This is a genomic window from Microbacterium sp. 4NA327F11, assembly GCF_005503465.1.
Classification (GTDB): Bacteria; Actinomycetota; Actinomycetes; order Actinomycetales; family Microbacteriaceae; genus Microbacterium; species Microbacterium ginsengisoli.
The window spans coordinates 142,565-159,078 of the sequence record NZ_SCOB01000003.1; the positions used below are offsets into that span (position 1 = coordinate 142,565).

Here is a 16,514-nt window from a genome sequence, read left to right on the forward strand (position 1 = left end):
CTATGCGAGCGGATGCGATGAGGAGGCTGTGTGACGGGAGCCGGGTCGGCGGTGCGGCCGATAAACTGGGCGGCGCCCATGCCCGAGACCGCACCGCACCCCGGCGATCTGCCCGACGTCGTCGCGCCCGAGCGTCCTGAGACGCTCGCCGACGCGCTGCGCGCCGCTGCGGCAACCCTCGCGCGTGCGGGAGTGGCAGACGCGACCGTCGACGCCGAGCTGCTCGCGGCACACGTGCGCGGCGGCGGGCGCGGCGAGGTGCAGGCGGCTGCGCTGCGCGGCGACGCGATCTCCGAACCGGATGCCGCGTCCCTCGCGTCCCTCGTCGAGCGCCGCGCTGCGCGCGAGCCGCTGCAGCACATCACCGGCCGCGCGCCGTTCCGCCACCTGGAGCTGAGGGTCGGCCCGGGGGTGTTCGTGCCCCGCCCCGAGACCGAGCTGCTCGCGCAGATCGCGATCGATGCGCTGCGCGCCGCGGCATCCCCTTCGCCGATCGCCGTCGATCTCGGCACCGGATCCGGTGCCATCGCACTGTCGCTGGCGACCGAGGTGCCGCATGCGCGGGTGCACGCGGCCGAGAACTCCGTCGACGCCTTCGTGTGGACGAAGGAGAACTTCGCCGAGGTCGGCGCCGAGAACGCACGTCTCGCGTTCATCGACCTGGCCGTCGCGTTCCCCGAGCTCGACGGCACCGTCTCGGTGCTGGTGTCGAACCCTCCCTACGTGCCGGATGCCGCGACCCCCCGCGACCCCGAGGTGCGGCTGTTCGATCCACCCGCGGCCCTCTACGGAGGCGAGGACGGCCTCGACGTCGTGCGCACCCTCGCGCAGGTCGGGCTGCGACTCGTGCACTCCGGCGGACTCATCGCCATCGAGCACGGCGAGCTGCAGGGAGCGGGCGTGAGGGACGCGCTCGCCGAGGCCGGGTGGCGCTCCGCGGCGACCCACCGCGACCTGACGCTGCGCGACCGGGTCACCACGGCGCTGCGGCCCTGACCGCCCAGCCGGGCCGAACTAGACTGGCCCGGTCATGTCTTCCCTCTTCGATTGCCGCGACGAGGCCGAGCTTCTCGCGGGCATGCGTCAGGCGCGCCAGGCCATCGGTCGCGGCGAGCTCATCGTCCTCCCCACCGACACCGTCTACGGCGTGGCCGCCGACGCGTTCTCCCCGGCTGCCGTCGCGCGTCTGCTGGCGGCGAAGGGCCGTGGCCGTCAGCAGCCCCCGCCTGTGCTCGTGCCCGGCGTGAACACGCTGCGGGCGCTCGTGAGCGAGGTGCCCGAGCCCATCGACCGCCTCATCGGCTCGCACTGGCCCGGCGGGCTCACGATCGTGCTGCCGGCCCAGCCCTCGCTCGCCTGGGACCTCGGTGACACCCGCGGCACCGTGGCCGTGCGCATGCCCGCCCACCGTCTGGCGATCGAGCTGCTGGAGGAGACCGGACCGCTCGCGGTCTCGAGCGCCAACCTGACCGGCGCCCCGGCCGCGATCGTCGCGAAGGAGGCGGAGCGGATGCTGCGCGACAGCGTCGCCGTCTATCTCGATGACGGCCCGGCCACCGCGGGCTTCGCCTCGACGATCATCGACGCCACCGGGCTCTGCGCCGGTCGTCAGGGAACCGTGCGCGTCCTGCGCGACGGGGTCGTGTCCCGCGCCGAACTGCGCTCCGTGCTGGGCGACGCGCTCGAACCAGACCCGGGGACGTGAAGCAGTACCTGTTCACCGCGCTGGTCACCGCGGTGCTCACCTTCGTGCTCGCCGGGGCGGTGTGGCGCCTCGCGCTGCGCTTCAAGCTCTACCCGGCCATCCGCGAACGCGACGTGCACACGCGGCCGACGCCGCGCCTGGGGGGCATCGCCATGTTCCTCGGCATCGTCGTGGCCTTCGGATTCACCGCGCAGAACGACTTCTTCCACCGTGTGTGGATCGACCCGCAGCCGGTCCTCGCGATCCTCGCCGCGACCGTGCTCATCGTCGCTGTCGGCATCGCCGACGACCTGTGGGACCTCGATTGGATGATCAAGCTCGCGGCGCAGGTCGGCGCGGCCGCGATCATCGCGTGGTTCGGGGGCATCCAGATCTACTCGCTCCCCGTCGGCGGCCTCACGGTGGGGTCGAGCTGGATGAGCGTCGTCCTCACGATCCTCTCGATCGTGGTGGTCATGAACGCGGTCAACTTCATCGACGGGCTCGACGGCCTCGTCGCCGGCGTCGCGCTCATCGCGAACGGCGTCTTCTTCGCGTGGTCCTACCTTCTGGTGCGCGACACCGGCCAGAGCACGTACTCGAACCTCGCCTCCCTCATCGCCGTCGTGCTCGTCGGCGCGTGCGTCGGGTTCCTCCCGTGGAACTGGAGCCCCGCGAAGATGTTCATGGGCGACTCCGGCGCGCTCATGCTGGGACTCCTCATGGCCACCAGCGGCATCGCCGTCACGGGTCAGCTCAACCCCGCGACGCTCGACCCCGAGACCCTCGGACGCTCGCAGCTGCTCGGTGCCTTCATCCCGGTGCTGCTCCCGGTGGCCGTCGTCATCCTGCCGCTGCTCGACTTCGGTCTCGCCGTGATCCGGCGCACGGGGGCGGGGCGCTCGCCCTTCTCGCCCGACCGCAAGCACCTGCACCACCGGCTGCTCGACCTCGGTCACTCCGACCGCTCGGCCGTGCTGATCTTCTACGCATGGGCCGCCATCGTCGGGCTCGCCGTGCTGCTCATGTACATCGCGACCCGTGAGAACTGGCCTGGCCAGTACTGGATCGGCGTGGGCTTCGGCGTCCTCGGTGGCGCGGCCTGCGTGATCGTCACCGCCCTGCCGTCCCGGCGCCGCCGCCCCGACCCCCGAGCGAAAGACCCCGCATGATGTCGTCTCCCGTTTCCAGCACTCCCGTCCTGCGGGCCACGCTCCAGTGGTCGGCGTGGGCCGCCCTCGCGCTCGCGGTCATCGCGGGCGTGGCCGGGTTCATCGCCGCCGGCCCCTCCGGCCTCGTCAGCGGGCTGGCCGGTGTCGTCGTCGGCGCGGTGTTCCTCTCGATCACCTCGGGCAGCATCCTCATCGCGAACCGCTGGTTCGGCGACGCGCTCTATGTGCCGATCTTCTTCGCGATCGTACTGGGCGGCTGGCTGCTGAAGATCGTGCTGTTCGTGGTCGCGATGCTCGTGCTGCGGGGGCAGCCGTGGATCGCTCCGCAGGTCTTCTTCCTCGCGCTGGTCGCGGCTGTGATCGGGTCCCTCGTCGTCGACGTGGTCGTGCTGGCGAGGATGCGGCTGCCCCATGTCAGCGACACGACGCTCCCGACCGACCCGGAAGCGGGGGAGCGCAAGGACCCGCAACCTCCGAGCGGCACCTGAACCCCCAGCGGTTTGATAGGGTTGGACGCGCACCCGACCGCGAGCGCCTGAGTGCCGGCCCTGGGGTGCACCCCGACCCATCGTCGTACCGATTTCTTTCGGTGCCCCGGAGCTGGAGCCTGTGCTGTTTCATCACGCTGCGACTGTGATCGCGAATGCCGAGTCCACGGGCGACGGTGGTTTCCACGCCCCCTCCATCGGAGAGTTCTTCCCTGACGCCGTGCTGTTCGCGGGAACGCCGTTCGCGCTGACGCGGATCAACCTGATCCAGATCCTGGCGACCGTCGTGCTGATCACGCTCTTCCTGGTCGCCACCCGTCGCATGCGCCTGGTGCCGACGCGCTTCCAGAGCGTCGCCGAACTCGGTCTCGACTTCGTGCGCAACGGCATCGCCCACGACCTGCTCGGCAAGAAGGACGGCAACCGCTTCCTGCCGATCCTGACCACCATCTTCTTCATGGTGCTGTTCATGAACCTCACGGGTGTCGTGCCGTTCCTGAACATCGCCGGCACGAGCATCATCGCGGTGCCGCTGCTGCTCGCGATCGTCTCCTACATCACGTTCATCTACGCCGGTGTCAAGAAGAGCCCGAAGAACTTCTTCAAGAACGCGCTGCTCCCGTCGGGCGTGCCGTGGCCGCTCTACTTCATCATCGTCCCGCTCGAGTTCCTCTCGACCTTCATCATCCGCCCGGTGACGCTCACCCTCCGTCTGCTGATGAACATGATCGTCGGGCACCTGATGCTGGTGCTCTTCTTCTCGGCCACCTGGTTCTTCACGGTCGAGCTCAGCGGCTGGTGGACGGCCCTCGGTCTCGGCACCCTGGCCTTCGGCTTCGTCTTCACCCTCTTCGAACTCTTCGTCGCCTTCCTCCAGGCGTACGTCTTCACGATCCTCACCGCGGTCTACATCCAGCTCGCGGTCGCGGAAGAGCACTGATCCGGTCGGCATCCGCCGCCCACAACCGAAAGGAATAACCCCGTGGACGCAACTACGGTTCTCGCCGACGTCTCCGGTTCGCTCGCGACGGTCGGCTACGGTCTCGCCGCCATCGGCCCCGCCATCGGCGTGGGCATCGTGGTCGGCAAGACCATCGAGGGCGTCGCCCGCCAGCCCGAGCTCGCCGGCCGCCTCCAGGTGCTGATGTTCATCGGTATCGCCTTCACCGAGGCCCTCGCGTTCATCGGTATCGCGACCGGCTTCATCTTCGGCTTCTGATCGCGAACGACTTCAAGTAAGGAGACAGGATGCTTCCCGCTCTTGTCACCCGCGCCGCCACGGAGGCGGGGCAGAACCCGCTGCTGCCCGCGGTCTACGACATCGTGTGGTCCGCGGTCTGCTTCGTCGTCATCCTCCTGGTGTTCTGGCGTGTGATCCTGCCGCGCATGCAGAAGCTGCTCGACGAGCGCTCTGCGGCGATCGAGGGCAACATCGCGAAGGCCGACGAGGCCCAGCGCCAGGCCGAGGCCGCGCTCGAGGAGTACACCGCGCAGCTCTCCGCCGCCCGCAAGGAGGCCGGTGAGATCCGCGAGTCCGCCCGCGAGGAGGGCAAGCAGATCGTCGCCGAGGCGAAGGATGCCGCGACCTCCGAGGCCGCACGCGTCACCGCACAGGCCCACGCGCAGATCGAGGCCGAGCGCCAGGCGGCCCTCGTCTCCCTCCGGGGTGAGGTCGGTGCGCTCGCGCTCGATCTCGCCGGCGGCGTGATCGGCGAGAAGCTGAAGGACGATGCGTCCGCGCAGGGCGTCGTCGACCGCTTCCTCGCCGACCTCGAGGCATCCGAGAAGGCGACGAAGTAATGGGCGCCGCGACCACTCACGCACAGGAGGCCGCGAACGCGGCACTGTCGACGACGGCGGGTGTCGACCTCACGGTCGCCACCGAGCTGTTCCAGGCAGCGCGCGCGCTCGCGCACCGTCCGACCCTTGCCGGCGCACTCGCCGACTGGGCGGCGACCCCGGAGTCGCGCGCGAAGGTGGTCGAGGACGTCTTCGGCGCCGCCGTGTCGCCCGTCACCCGTCAGGTGCTCGCGGCCGCAGCCGTCGAGCGCTGGTCGTCGGCGCACGACTTCGTGTTCGGCGTGGAGGAACTGGCCGTTCGTGCCGCCTCCAAGGCCGCGCCGTCCGCCGACGTCGAGGGTGAGCTGTTCCGGGTGTCGCGCACGATCGCCGACAACCCGCAGCTCGAGCTCGCGCTCGGCAGCCGGCTCGGCGACGCCGAGGCGAAGGGCGTGCTCGTCGAGACGCTTCTCGGCGGACGTGCGTCCGAGGCGACGACGCTGATCGTGTCGTCGCTGGTGCGCCAGCCGGGCGAGCGCCGGGTACGCGAGGTTCTCTCGCGCGCCATGCGCGTGGTCGCCGCGGAACGCGAACGCACCGTCGCGACGGTCGTGAGCGCTGTGGCGCTGACCGACGCGCAGACCGAGCGACTGGGCGCGGCGCTGGCCGCGCGTTATGGCACGCAGGTCTCGATCAACACGGTCATCGACGAGTCGATCGTCGGCGGCCTGCGCATCCAGATCGCGAACGACGTGATCGACGCGAGCGTGTCCACCCGTCTGGCGGATCTCCGCCACCGACTGGCGGGCTAACGGGACCTCCCTCCCGACGATGAGACTTCGGGGCGATGGCCCCATGAACGAAGGAAGACAATGGCAGAACTCTCCATCAGCCCCGACGTCATCCGTGACGCGCTGAAAGACTTCGTCGCAGCGTACGAGCCCACGGGGGCCGCGGCCACCGAGGTCGGCACCGTCATCGACGCGGCCGACGGCATCGCCCACGTCGAGGGCCTGCCGGGCGTGATGGCCAACGAGCTCGTCACGTTCGCCGATGGCACGCAGGGCCTCGCCCTGAACCTCGACGAGCACGAGGTCGGTGTCGTGGTGCTCGGCGAGTTCGCCGGCATCGAGGCGGGCCAGGAGGTCACCCGCACGGGCGAGGTGCTCTCGGTCGCCGTCGGCGACGGCTACCTCGGTCGCGTGGTCGACCCGCTCGGCAACCCGATCGACGGTCTCGGTGAGATCGCGACCGAGGGCCGTCGCGCGCTCGAACTGCAGGCTCCCGGCGTCATGCAGCGCAAGAGCGTGCACGAGCCGATGCAGACCGGCATCAAGGCGATCGACGCGATGATCCCGATCGGGCGCGGTCAGCGCCAGCTGATCATCGGCGACCGCCAGACCGGCAAGACGGCGATCGCGATCGACACGATCATCAACCAGAAGGCGAACTGGGAGTCGGGCGACCCGACCAAGCAGGTGCGCTGCATCTACGTCGCCATCGGCCAGAAGGGCTCCACGATCGCGGCCGTCAAGGGTGCGCTCGAGGACGCCGGTGCGCTGGAGTACACGACCATCGTCGCGGCCCCTGCGTCCGACCCGGCCGGCTTCAAGTACCTCGCTCCCTACACCGGCTCGGCCATCGGCCAGCACTGGATGTACGGCGGCAAGCACGTCCTGATCATCTTCGACGACCTGTCGAAGCAGGCTGAGGCCTACCGCGCCGTGTCGCTGCTGCTGCGTCGTCCGCCGGGCCGCGAGGCCTACCCCGGCGACGTCTTCTACCTGCACTCGCGTCTGCTGGAGCGTTGCGCGAAGCTGAGCGACGAGCTCGGCGCGGGGTCGATGACGGGTCTCCCGATCATCGAGACCAAGGCGAACGACGTGTCGGCCTACATCCCGACCAACGTGATCTCGATCACCGACGGTCAGATCTTCCTGCAGTCCGACCTGTTCAACGCGAACCAGCGTCCGGCTGTCGACGTGGGCATCTCGGTGTCCCGCGTCGGTGGTGACGCGCAGGTCAAGTCGATCAAGAAGGTCTCGGGCACGTTGAAGCTCGAGCTGGCGCAGTACCGCTCGCTCGAGGCGTTCGCGATGTTCGCGAGCGACCTGGATGCCGCGTCCCGCCGTCAGCTCGCCCGTGGCGCGCGCCTCACCGAGCTCCTCAAGCAGCCGCAGTACTCGCCGTACCCGGTGGAGGAGCAGGTCGTCTCGATCTGGGCCGGCACCAACGGCAAGCTCGACACGATCGAGGTCGCAGACATCCTGCGCTTCGAGCGCGAGCTGCTCGACCACCTCCGCCGCTCGACCACGATCCTCGACACCCTGCGTGAGACGAACGTGCTCAGCGACCAGCTCGTCACGGAGCTCGAGAGCGCGGTCGACGCGTTCACGCTCGAGTTCCAGGCGGGCACGGGAGCGGGCATCGGCTCGGTCGGTCGCGAGGAGTTCGACGCCGCGGACGCCGATGACGTGAACCAGGAGAAGATCGTCAAGGGTCGCCGCGGCTGAGCCGCGGGAAGAGCAACTATGGGCGCACAACTCCGGGTCTACAAGCAGAAGATCTCCTCTGCTCAGACGACCAAGAAGATCACGAAGGCGATGGAACTCATCGCGGCTTCGCGCATCCAGAAGGCGATGGCGCGCGTGCGCGCGTCGTCGCCCTTCTCGCGGGCCGTGACGAGCGCCGTCTCCGCCGTGGCCACCCACTCCAACATCGATCACCCGCTGACCCGGGAGCGCGAGGTCGTCCGCCGCTCGGCGGTGGTCATCTTCTCGTCCGACCGCGGTCTCGCGGGCGCGTTCAACTCACAGATCCTCCGTGAGGGACTCGAGCTCGCGCAGCTGCTGCGCGACGAGGGCCGCGAGCCGGTGTTCTACCTCGTGGGACGCAAGGCGGTGGGGTACTTCCAGTTCCGACGCATCACGAGCGCGGCCGAGTGGACGGGTGACACCGACACCCCGCAGTTCTCGACGGCCGAGGAGATCGCGGCGGCGCTGCTCGACGCGTTCGCGCTCGGTGGCGACAACGGCGGCGTCGACGAGATCCACCTCGTCTACAACCGCTTCGTCAGCATGATGACCCAGTCGCCCGAGACGGTCCGCCTGCTTCCGCTGGCGGTCGTCGAGGCGGAGGATTCGGCCTCGCACGCGGTGTACCCGCTGTACGAGTTCGAACCCGACGCCGAGACGGTGCTCGACGCGCTGCTGCCGGTCTACATCCAGAGCCGCGTGTTCAACGCGCTCCTGCAGTCGTCGGCCGCGAAGCACGCGGCCACTCAGAAGGCGATGAAGGCGGCGAGCGACAACGCCGACAAGCTCATCACCGACTACACCCGCCTGCGCAACAACGCGCGTCAGGCCGAGATCACTCAGCAGATCGCAGAGATCGTCGGCGGCGCCGACGCTCTCTCGTCGGGCAAGTAGAGACAGGAAGACAGGACAATGACTCCCTCCGCCACCGCCGAGAAGGCCCCCACCGAGGTCGTCGGGCGCGTTGCACGCGTGACCGGCCCTGTGGTCGACATCGAGTTCCCGCACGACTCGATCCCCGACATCTACAACGCGCTCACCACCTCGATCACGATCGACGGCGAGAGCACCCCGCTGACCCTCGAGGTCGCCCAGCACCTGGGTGACGACCTCATCCGCGCCATCGCTCTGAAGCCGACCGACGGCCTCGTGCGCGGCCAGGAGGTGCGCGACACCGGCGGCCCCATCTCGGTGCCGGTCGGCGACATCACCAAGGGCAAGGTCTTCAACGTCACGGGCGACATCCTCAACGGCGCTCCGGGGGAGACCGTCGAGATCACCGAGCGCTGGGGCATCCACCGCAAGGCGCCGAGCTTCGACCAGCTCGAGTCCAAGACCGAGATGTTCGAGACGGGTATCAAGAGCATCGACCTGCTCACTCCCTACGTGCAGGGCGGCAAGATCGGCCTGTTCGGTGGTGCGGGCGTCGGCAAGACGGTCCTCATCCAGGAGATGATCCAGCGCGTCGCGCAGGACCACGGCGGTGTGTCCGTGTTCGCCGGTGTCGGCGAGCGCACCCGTGAGGGCAACGACCTCATCGGCGAGATGGAGGAGGCGGGCGTCTTCGACAAGACGGCGCTCGTGTTCGGCCAGATGGACGAGCCGCCGGGGACGCGTCTGCGCGTCGCCCTCTCGGCCCTCACCATGGCCGAGTACTTCCGCGACGTGCAGAAGCAGGACGTGCTGCTGTTCATCGACAACATCTTCCGCTTCACGCAGGCCGGTTCCGAGGTGTCGACCCTTCTCGGTCGCATGCCGTCCGCGGTGGGCTACCAGCCGAACCTCGCCGACGAGATGGGTGTGCTGCAGGAGCGCATCACCTCGACCCGCGGCCACTCGATCACATCGCTCCAGGCCATCTACGTGCCCGCCGACGACTACACCGACCCGGCCCCGGCGACGACGTTCGCCCACCTCGACGCCACGACCGAGCTCTCCCGTGAGATCGCATCGAAGGGTCTGTACCCGGCGATCGACCCGCTCACTTCGACGAGCCGCATCCTCGACCCGCGCTACATCGGTGCGGACCACTACCGTGTGGCCACTGCCGTGAAGCAGATCCTGCAGAAGAACAAGGAACTGCAGGAGATCATCGCGATCCTCGGTGTCGACGAGCTCTCCGAAGAGGACAAGATCGTCGTGTCGCGTGCACGTCGCATCCAGCAGTTCCTCTCGCAGAACACCTACATGGCGAAGAAGTTCACCGGTGTCGAGGGCTCGACCGTCCCGATCAAGGAGACCATCGAGTCGTTCGACGCGATCGTGAAGGGCGAGTTCGACCACGTCGCCGAGCAGGCGTTCTTCAACGTCGGCGGCATCTCCGACGTCGAGGCCAAGTGGGCGCAGATCCAGAAGGAGAACGGCTGATCATGCCGCTCAACGTCACCCTGGTGTCGGCCGAGGCGGAGCTGTGGACCGGCGAGGCCAGCCTCGTCGTCGCCAAGACCGTCGAGGGCGAGATCGGTTTCATGGCCGGACACGAGCCGGTGCTCGCGATCCTCGCCAGCGGCCAGGTGCGCATCACCGGCGCCGACGGCGCGAAGGTCGTCGCGGATGCCTCGGACGGGTTCATCTCCGTCGAGGAGGACGTGGTGACGATCTTCGCCGGTCACGCGACGCTGGTCGCCTGACGTCGATCCCTCGTTCGACGCGCCGTCCGTGATCCACGGGCGGCGCGTCGCCGTCTGACCCGGAGGGTCTGCATGCTGGTGCTGCTTCCGCCGTCCGAGACCAAGCGTCCCGGAGGACGCGGCACGTTCGCCCTTGAGCGGCTGTCGTTCCCCGAGCTCGACCTTCCGCGCAGGGAGGCGATCGCCGCGCTCGCTGCACTGTCTCTGGACCCTGAACGTGCAGCGACCGTGCTGGGGCTGAGTGCCCGTCAGCGAGACCTCGTCGCCGTCAACGCGGCGATGCCGCACGCGCCGACGCTGCCGGCCATCGATCGGTACACGGGGGTTCTCTTCGATGCGCTCGACGCCCACAGCCTCGACGCCTCGGCTCGGCGGTGGCTCGGCGGTCACGTCGCCATCCAGACGGCGCCGTTCGGGCTGGTCGGTGCGACGGACCACATCCCCGACTACCGCTTGTCCGCGGGTGTCTCGTTGCCGGGTATCCCCGCTCAGCCACGGCACTGGGGCGCGCCGACGACCGCCGCGCTGGTCGCGGCATCCCGATCATTCGTGCTCGACCTGCGCTCCGAGGCCTACGCCGCCCTCGGGCCGGTGCCGAGCGGGGTGCCGAGCACCTACGTGCGGGTCGTCGCCGATTCGGGCGACGGCGAGGTGAGGGCCCTCAACCACTTCAACAAGCGCACCAAGGGTCTGCTGGTGCGTCTGCTCGCCACGGGTCGTCCGCCGGTGCGCTCGCTCGCGGGCTTGGCATCATGGTTGCGCGCGCACGACGTGCGGGTCGACACGACCGACGCCGCCGAGTGGCGGGTGCACGCGCTCCACTGAGCGCGCACACGACGGAGGGGTCGGGATGCCGCGGCATCCCGACCCCTCCGTCGTGACGATTACTTGATGAAGCGGAAGTTCACCGGGTAGCGGTAGCTGCCGCCGGCGTTCACACGCACACCACCCATGATCGAGAAGATGATGTTCACGACCCAGAGGGCGAAGAGCACGAACCCGATGAGGATGCCGAGGAACCACAGCGGCGTGAAGCCGATGATCGTGTTCACGATGATCCCGGCGATGTAGACGAGCTCCCACGTGATCTGCCAGTTCAGGGCTTCCTTGGCCTCGACGTTGGTGCGGGGTCCGCGGTCCTTGAGGATCAGCCAGATGATCAGCGAGGGCAGGAAGCCGACGATGCCACCGATGTGGGCCCACATCGCGGCCGTCTTGTCGGACTCGGGGCTCAGGGGCTGTGCGGGAGCAGCGGAGTAGGCCGGCGGAGGCGTCGGCTGTTCGGGAGTGGGGGTGGAGTCGCTCATGGGATGGCCTTTCGGAAGGCTAAGGACGGGCGATGGACGTCATCGGCCCGGCCGCGGCTGGCGGCTTACCTGAAAAGGTACTGGGAACGCTGTTCTCGGTGCAATCATCATCCACGCCGAGCCGTCACCCAGCGCCATCTCCGGGTCGCAATCCCGCCGTTTCCCTCAGGGGCCGGGAGCGTTCCCCGTGTCGGGCGCAGGGGTTAGCGTGGACCCGTGGCCACGTCTCCCGCTCAGCGCCGTGTCGGCGCCTCCGGTCTGCTCGTCTCCGCCGCCGGGCTCGGCTGCAACAACTTCGGGCGCGCGGGCACGCGCACCGAGACGGTCGAGGGAACGCGTGCGGTGATCGATGCGGCGATCGACGCGGGCGTCACCCTGTTCGACACCGCCGACGTGTACGGCCGGGAGTTCGGGCTCAGCGAGACGCTGATGGGGGAGGCCCTCGACGGTCGCCGGGACGAGGTTCTCCTCGCGACGAAGTTCGGCCACGCGGCGCTGGCACCCGCGCACCTCGGTGCGTCGAAGGGGTCGCGCTCCTACATCCGCTGGGCGGTCGAGGGATCGCTGCGGCGGCTGCGCACTGACCACATCGACCTCTATCAGCTGCACACCCCCGATCCCGACACCCCCATCGAGGAGACGCTCGATGCCCTCCGCGATCTGGTGCGCGAGGGGAAGGTGCGCTATCTCGGGCACTCCAACTTCGCAGGGTGGCAGATGGTCGCCGCGGATGCCGCGGCATCCGATGTGCCCTTCATCTCGGCGCAGAACCACTACAGCCTGCTGGCTCGCGGCTCCGAGCGCGAGGCGCTGCCGGCCGTCGAGCACCTCGGCCTCGGGTTCTTCCCCTTCTTCCCCCTCTACAACGGACTGCTCACCGGCAAGTTCACGCGCGCCGGCGGGCCGGCCGACAGCCGCATCATGAACGTGCGCCCGCACCTGTGGCGCGACGCGCCCTGGGATGCTCTCGAGGGGTATCAGCGCTTCTGCGACGCGCGCGGCATCACCATGCTCGAGGCGACGTTCGGCTGGCTCCTCGCGCGCCCCGCGACCTCGAGCGTCATCGCCGGGGCGACGTCTGCCGAACAGATCGCGCAGAACGCGGCGGCATCCACCGCGTGGCACCCGACTGCCGCGGATCTCGCCGAGATCGACGCGCTGATTCCGCTGCCCGCCGACCCGGCCGCCTAGGAGGACACCATGCTCGGAACTCTGCTCGTGCGCTACCTGCGGCCGGCGTGGCCGCTCATCGTCGGCGTCGTCGTCTTCCAGCTCGCCCAGTCGGTGGCGTCGCTGCTGCTGCCGACCCTCAACGCCAACATCATCGACCAGGGCGTTGTCGCGGGCGACATCGGGTACATCTGGAACACGGGCGGCCTGATGCTCGGCATCAGCCTGGTGCAGATCGTGTGCGCGATCGTCGCCGTCTACTTCGGATCGCGCCTGGCCATGGGGATGGGCAAGGACCTGCGCCACGACATCTTCCACCGCGTGGTCGGCTTTTCGCAGCGCGAGGTCGGCACGTTCGGGCCGCCCTCCCTGATCACGCGCAGCACCAACGACGTGCAGCAGGTGCAGATGCTGGTGCAAGTGTCCGCGACCCTCATGATCTCGGCGCCCATGCTCGCCATCGGCGGCATCATCATGGCGATCACGCAGGACACCGGCCTGAGCTGGCTGATGGCCGTGTCGATCCCGGTGCTGCTGATCATCGTGGCGCTCATCGTCTCCCGCATGGTGCCGGCCTTCAGCCTCATGCAGAAGCGCATCGACCGGGTCAACCAGATCCTGCGCGAGCAGCTCAGCGGCATCCGGGTGGTGCGCGCCTTCGTACGCGAGGACACCGAGCGCGCCCGGTTCGGCGCCGCCAGCGGTGACCTGATGCGCACCGCGACGACCGCCGGAAACTACATGGCGCTCATGTTCCCCGCGGTGATGCTCGTGCTGAACGTCTCGAGCGTCGCCGTGATCTGGTTCGGCGCGTTCCAGGTGCAGAGCGGCGGTGTGCAGATCGGCACGCTGTTCGCGTTCCTCAGCTACCTGATGCAGATCCTCATGGGTGTGATGATGGCGACGTTCATGTTCGTGATGATCCCGCGCGCCGCGGTCTGCGCGACGCGCATCGGCGAGGTGCTCGACACCGAGCCGTCGGTCGCCGCTCCGGCCGTTGCCGCCGCTGCTCCTTCGCGCACCGGTCGGATCGAGTTCGTCGACGTCGACTTCACCTACCCCGGTGCCGATGCGCCCGTGCTGCACGATCTCACGTTCACGATCGAGCCGGGGACGACGACCGCCGTGATCGGATCCACGGGTGCCGGCAAGACGACCCTGGTCGGACTCATCGCGCGACTGTTCGACGCGACCGAAGGCTCGGTGCGGGTCGACGGGGTGGATGTGCGCCAGCTCGACCCCGACGACCTGTGGTCCCGACTCGGACTCGTGCCGCAGCGCGCGTTCCTGTTCTCGGGCACGGTCGCCTCGAACCTGCGCTACGGCGACGTCGCGGCATCCGATGACGACCTCTGGGCCGCGCTCGAGATCGCCCAGGCCGGGGACTTCGTCCGCGCGATGCCCGAAGGCCTCGCCGCACCGATCGCACAGGGGGGAACGAACGTCTCGGGCGGGCAGCGGCAGCGCCTCGCGATCGCCCGCGCGCTCGTGAAAGCGCCACCCGTCTACGTGTTCGACGACTCGTTCTCGGCTCTGGATCTGAGAACGGATGCCGCGCTGCGCCGCGCGCTCGCTGTGCGCGTGCCCGGGGCGACGAAGGTGATCGTCGCCCAGCGAGTCTCGACCATCGTCGGGGCCGACCAGATCCTCGTGCTCGACCACGGCCGCATCGTCGGTCGGGGGACGCACGACGAACTCTTGGCATCCAACGACACATATCGCGAGATCGTCGATTCGCAGCTCGCGGCGGAGGAGGCAGCATGAGCGGGCCGGGAGCTGGTCGCGGGCCGATGCGGGGCGGCGGTCGCGGGCCGTTCGGAGGACAGGGGGCGCCGGCCGAGAAGGCCGACGACTTCGGCCGCAGCGCCTGGCGGCTGCTGGGCACGCTGCGACCGTGGCGGATCGCGCTCATCGGCGTCGTCGTCCTCGGTGCGGTGAGCGTGTTCCTGAGCGTGCTGGGTCCCAAGATCCTCGGCAACGCGACCGATCTCGTGTTCGCCGGCTTCCTCTCGATGCACATGCCGTCGGGAGTGACCCGTGACCAGGTCATCGAGTCGCTGCGCGCGCAGGGCCAGACCCAGCAGGCCGACCTGCTGTCCGGGGTCAACTTCACCCCCGGTGCCGGCATCGACGTGAACGCACTCGCCGGAGTCATCATCACGGTGCTCGTGATCTATGTGATCGCGAGCGTCCTCAGCTGGGCGCAGGCGTACATCCTCAACGTCGTGGTGCAGCGCGCGATGAACCGCCTGCGCGGCCAGGTGGAGGAGAAGATCCACCGGCTCCCGCTCGCCTACTTCGACACCGTGCAGCGCGGCGAGCTCCTCTCCCGGGTGACGAACGACGTCGACAACATCGGACAGACCATGCAGCAGACGTTGTCGCAGGTCGTGGTCTCACTGCTCACGGTCGTGGGCGTCTTGGTCATGATGTTCGTCATCTCGCCCATCCTCGCCGTGATCGCGCTCGTGACGATTCCGCTGACCATCGTGGTCACCGCTCTGGTCGCGCGTCGATCGCAGAAGCTGTTCGTCGCCCAGTGGCGAGCGACAGGTGTGCTGAATGCCCGCGTCGAGGAGACGTTCTCGGGCCACTCCGTGGTGAAGGTGTTCGGCCATCAGAAGGAGGTCGAGCGGGACTTCCTGGCCGAGAACGACGAGGTCTACCGGGCCAGCTTCGGCGCCCAGTTCGTGTCCGGCATCATCATGCCGGCCATGATGTTCATCGGAAACCTGGTCTACGTCGCGATCGCGGTGGTCGGCGGCCTTCAGGTCGCAGCCGGCGCGCTCTCGATCGGCTCCGTGCAGGCGTTCATCCAGTACTCGCGCCAGTTCACCCAGCCTCTCAGCCAGCTCGGCTCGATGGCGAACCTGCTCCAATCGGGAGTCGCCAGTGCCGAGCGGGTGTTCGAGCTGCTCGACCAGCCCGAGGAGACGCCCAACCCTCGTGACCCGGAGACCGTCGATCCCACCGCGAGCGAGCTGCGGTTCGACGACGTCGCCTTCCGATACGTCGCCGACTCCCCGCTGATCCACGATCTGTCCCTCGCGGCGACGCCGGGGAGCACGGTCGCGATCGTCGGGCCCACAGGCGCGGGAAAGACGACGCTCGTCAACCTGCTGATGCGCTTCTACGACATCGACGACGGCGCGATCACGCTCGACGGGCTCGACACCCGGCGGATGACTCGCGCCGACCTTCGCGCGCGCACCGGCATGGTGCTGCAGGACACGTGGCTGTTCGCCGGGACGATCCGTGACAACATCGCGTACGGCGACCCCGAGGCATCCGAGGAACGACTCGTCGAGGCGGCGACCGCCGCCTACGTCGACCGGTTCGTGCACGCCCTGCCGGACGGCTACGACACCGTGCTCGACGACGACGCGGCGAACCTCAGCGCGGGGGAGCGGCAGCTCGTCACGATCGCGCGCGCGTTCCTCGCAGACCCGCGCATCCTGATCCTCGACGAGGCGACGAGCTCGGTCGACACCCGCACCGAGCTGCTGATCCAGCGGGCCATGTCGCGCCTGCGGGCCGACCGCACGTCGTTCGTGATCGCGCACCGGCTCTCGACGATCCGTGACGCCGATCTCATCCTGGTGATGGAGGACGGCGCCATCGTCGAGCAGGGATCGCACGACGAACTGCTTGCGCGCCGCGGCGCCTACTGGCGGCTCTATCGGGCACAGTTCGACGACCCGGCGAGCATCGATGCGGAGGAGCCGGTACGGTGACGGGCCGGCCCGTGGA

At 68.9% G+C, this 16,514-nt stretch carries 17 protein-coding genes; 16 read left to right on the top strand and 1 reads right to left on the bottom strand.

Going from position 1 to position 16,514, the window contains the following annotated elements:
- Positions 1-78: 78 nt before the first annotated feature.
- From prmC to FFS51_RS03470, 13 genes are all read left to right on the top strand, one after another.
- A complete protein-coding gene (gene prmC / locus FFS51_RS03410) occupies positions 79-996 on the top strand; it encodes a peptide chain release factor N(5)-glutamine methyltransferase (RefSeq protein ID WP_137877529.1) in 918 nt (305 codons plus the stop codon).
- A gap of 34 nt (positions 997-1,030) precedes the next feature.
- On the top strand, positions 1,031-1,705 hold the full coding sequence (locus tag FFS51_RS03415; RefSeq protein ID WP_045246668.1) for an L-threonylcarbamoyladenylate synthase: 675 nt from the start codon (positions 1,031-1,033) through the stop codon (positions 1,703-1,705).
- Complete coding sequence (locus tag FFS51_RS03420) at positions 1,702-2,856, top strand: MraY family glycosyltransferase (protein WP_045246669.1); 1,155 nt, start codon at positions 1,702-1,704, stop codon at positions 2,854-2,856. The genes FFS51_RS03415 and FFS51_RS03420 overlap by 4 nt, the downstream gene beginning before the upstream one ends.
- Positions 2,853-3,344 (top strand): Cg1360 family ATP-synthase-associated protein, encoded by a 492-nt coding sequence (locus FFS51_RS03425; RefSeq protein WP_137877530.1) that lies wholly within the window; start codon positions 2,853-2,855, stop codon positions 3,342-3,344. Before FFS51_RS03420 ends, FFS51_RS03425 begins: the two co-directional genes overlap by 4 nt.
- A gap of 145 nt (positions 3,345-3,489) precedes the next feature.
- The gene (atpB, locus tag FFS51_RS03430) at positions 3,490-4,284 is read left to right on the top strand and encodes a F0F1 ATP synthase subunit A (RefSeq protein ID WP_082483211.1); all 795 of its coding nucleotides are present in this window, start codon (positions 3,490-3,492) and stop codon (positions 4,282-4,284) included.
- 42 nt (positions 4,285-4,326) lie between these two features.
- A complete protein-coding gene (gene atpE / locus FFS51_RS03435; protein ID WP_045246671.1) occupies positions 4,327-4,563 on the top strand; it encodes a F0F1 ATP synthase subunit C in 237 nt (78 codons plus the stop codon).
- A gap of 29 nt (positions 4,564-4,592) precedes the next feature.
- Positions 4,593-5,144, top strand: coding sequence for a F0F1 ATP synthase subunit B (locus tag FFS51_RS03440; RefSeq protein WP_137877531.1), 552 nt, complete (start codon positions 4,593-4,595; stop codon positions 5,142-5,144).
- The gene (locus tag FFS51_RS03445) at positions 5,144-5,935 is read left to right on the top strand and encodes a F0F1 ATP synthase subunit delta (RefSeq protein WP_056209498.1); all 792 of its coding nucleotides are present in this window, start codon (positions 5,144-5,146) and stop codon (positions 5,933-5,935) included. Before FFS51_RS03440 ends, FFS51_RS03445 begins: the two co-directional genes overlap by 1 nt.
- A 60-nt stretch (positions 5,936-5,995) precedes the next feature.
- Positions 5,996-7,636 (top strand): F0F1 ATP synthase subunit alpha, encoded by a 1,641-nt coding sequence (gene atpA / locus FFS51_RS03450; protein WP_137877532.1) that lies wholly within the window; start codon positions 5,996-5,998, stop codon positions 7,634-7,636.
- Between the two features lie 18 nt (positions 7,637-7,654).
- The gene (locus tag FFS51_RS03455) at positions 7,655-8,551 is read left to right on the top strand and encodes a F0F1 ATP synthase subunit gamma (RefSeq protein ID WP_056209496.1); all 897 of its coding nucleotides are present in this window, start codon (positions 7,655-7,657) and stop codon (positions 8,549-8,551) included.
- Between the two features lie 18 nt (positions 8,552-8,569).
- Complete coding sequence (atpD, locus tag FFS51_RS03460; protein ID WP_045246676.1) at positions 8,570-10,024, top strand: F0F1 ATP synthase subunit beta; 1,455 nt, start codon at positions 8,570-8,572, stop codon at positions 10,022-10,024.
- Between the two features lie 2 nt (positions 10,025-10,026).
- Complete coding sequence (locus FFS51_RS03465; RefSeq protein ID WP_045246677.1) at positions 10,027-10,287, top strand: F0F1 ATP synthase subunit epsilon; 261 nt, start codon at positions 10,027-10,029, stop codon at positions 10,285-10,287.
- Between the two features lie 72 nt (positions 10,288-10,359).
- Positions 10,360-11,112 (top strand): YaaA family protein, encoded by a 753-nt coding sequence (locus tag FFS51_RS03470; protein ID WP_137877533.1) that lies wholly within the window; start codon positions 10,360-10,362, stop codon positions 11,110-11,112.
- Positions 11,113-11,171: 59 nt separating this feature from the next.
- Here the strand turns inward: FFS51_RS03470 and FFS51_RS03475 are convergent, their stop codons facing one another.
- Positions 11,172-11,594, bottom strand: a complete 423-nt coding sequence (locus FFS51_RS03475) for a DUF4870 domain-containing protein (protein WP_045246678.1) — start codon at positions 11,592-11,594, stop codon at positions 11,172-11,174.
- Positions 11,595-11,810: 216 nt separating this feature from the next.
- On the opposite strand from FFS51_RS03475, the gene FFS51_RS03480 reads away from it, so the two are divergent.
- The 3 genes from FFS51_RS03480 to FFS51_RS03490 are packed head-to-tail and all read left to right on the top strand — an operon-like array spanning position 11,811 to position 16,498.
- Positions 11,811-12,785, top strand: a complete 975-nt coding sequence (locus FFS51_RS03480; protein WP_137877534.1) for an aldo/keto reductase — start codon at positions 11,811-11,813, stop codon at positions 12,783-12,785.
- 9 nt (positions 12,786-12,794) lie between these two features.
- The gene (locus FFS51_RS03485) at positions 12,795-14,528 is read left to right on the top strand and encodes an ABC transporter ATP-binding protein (protein WP_137877535.1); all 1,734 of its coding nucleotides are present in this window, start codon (positions 12,795-12,797) and stop codon (positions 14,526-14,528) included.
- Positions 14,525-16,498 (top strand): ABC transporter ATP-binding protein, encoded by a 1,974-nt coding sequence (locus tag FFS51_RS03490; protein ID WP_137877536.1) that lies wholly within the window; start codon positions 14,525-14,527, stop codon positions 16,496-16,498. The genes FFS51_RS03485 and FFS51_RS03490 overlap by 4 nt, the downstream gene beginning before the upstream one ends.
- Positions 16,499-16,514: the final 16 nt, after the last annotated feature.

Coding starts and splice junctions, on each gene's coding strand:
- prmC (WP_137877529.1), top strand. CDS start 79: ATGCCCGAGACCGCACCGCACCCCGGCGATCTGCCCGACGTCGTCGCG.
- FFS51_RS03415 (WP_045246668.1), top strand. CDS start 1,031: ATGTCTTCCCTCTTCGATTGCCGCGACGAGGCCGAGCTTCTCGCGGGC.
- FFS51_RS03425 (WP_137877530.1), top strand. CDS start 2,853: ATGATGTCGTCTCCCGTTTCCAGCACTCCCGTCCTGCGGGCCACGCTC.
- FFS51_RS03440 (WP_137877531.1), top strand. CDS start 4,593: ATGCTTCCCGCTCTTGTCACCCGCGCCGCCACGGAGGCGGGGCAGAAC.
- FFS51_RS03445 (WP_056209498.1), top strand. CDS start 5,144: ATGGGCGCCGCGACCACTCACGCACAGGAGGCCGCGAACGCGGCACTG.
- atpA (WP_137877532.1), top strand. CDS start 5,996: ATGGCAGAACTCTCCATCAGCCCCGACGTCATCCGTGACGCGCTGAAA.
- FFS51_RS03455 (WP_056209496.1), top strand. CDS start 7,655: ATGGGCGCACAACTCCGGGTCTACAAGCAGAAGATCTCCTCTGCTCAG.
- atpD (WP_045246676.1), top strand. CDS start 8,570: ATGACTCCCTCCGCCACCGCCGAGAAGGCCCCCACCGAGGTCGTCGGG.
- FFS51_RS03465 (WP_045246677.1), top strand. CDS start 10,027: ATGCCGCTCAACGTCACCCTGGTGTCGGCCGAGGCGGAGCTGTGGACC.
- FFS51_RS03470 (WP_137877533.1), top strand. CDS start 10,360: ATGCTGGTGCTGCTTCCGCCGTCCGAGACCAAGCGTCCCGGAGGACGC.
- FFS51_RS03475 (WP_045246678.1), bottom strand. CDS start 11,594: ATGAGCGACTCCACCCCCACTCCCGAACAGCCGACGCCTCCGCCGGCC.
- FFS51_RS03485 (WP_137877535.1), top strand. CDS start 12,795: ATGCTCGGAACTCTGCTCGTGCGCTACCTGCGGCCGGCGTGGCCGCTC.
- FFS51_RS03490 (WP_137877536.1), top strand. CDS start 14,525: ATGAGCGGGCCGGGAGCTGGTCGCGGGCCGATGCGGGGCGGCGGTCGC.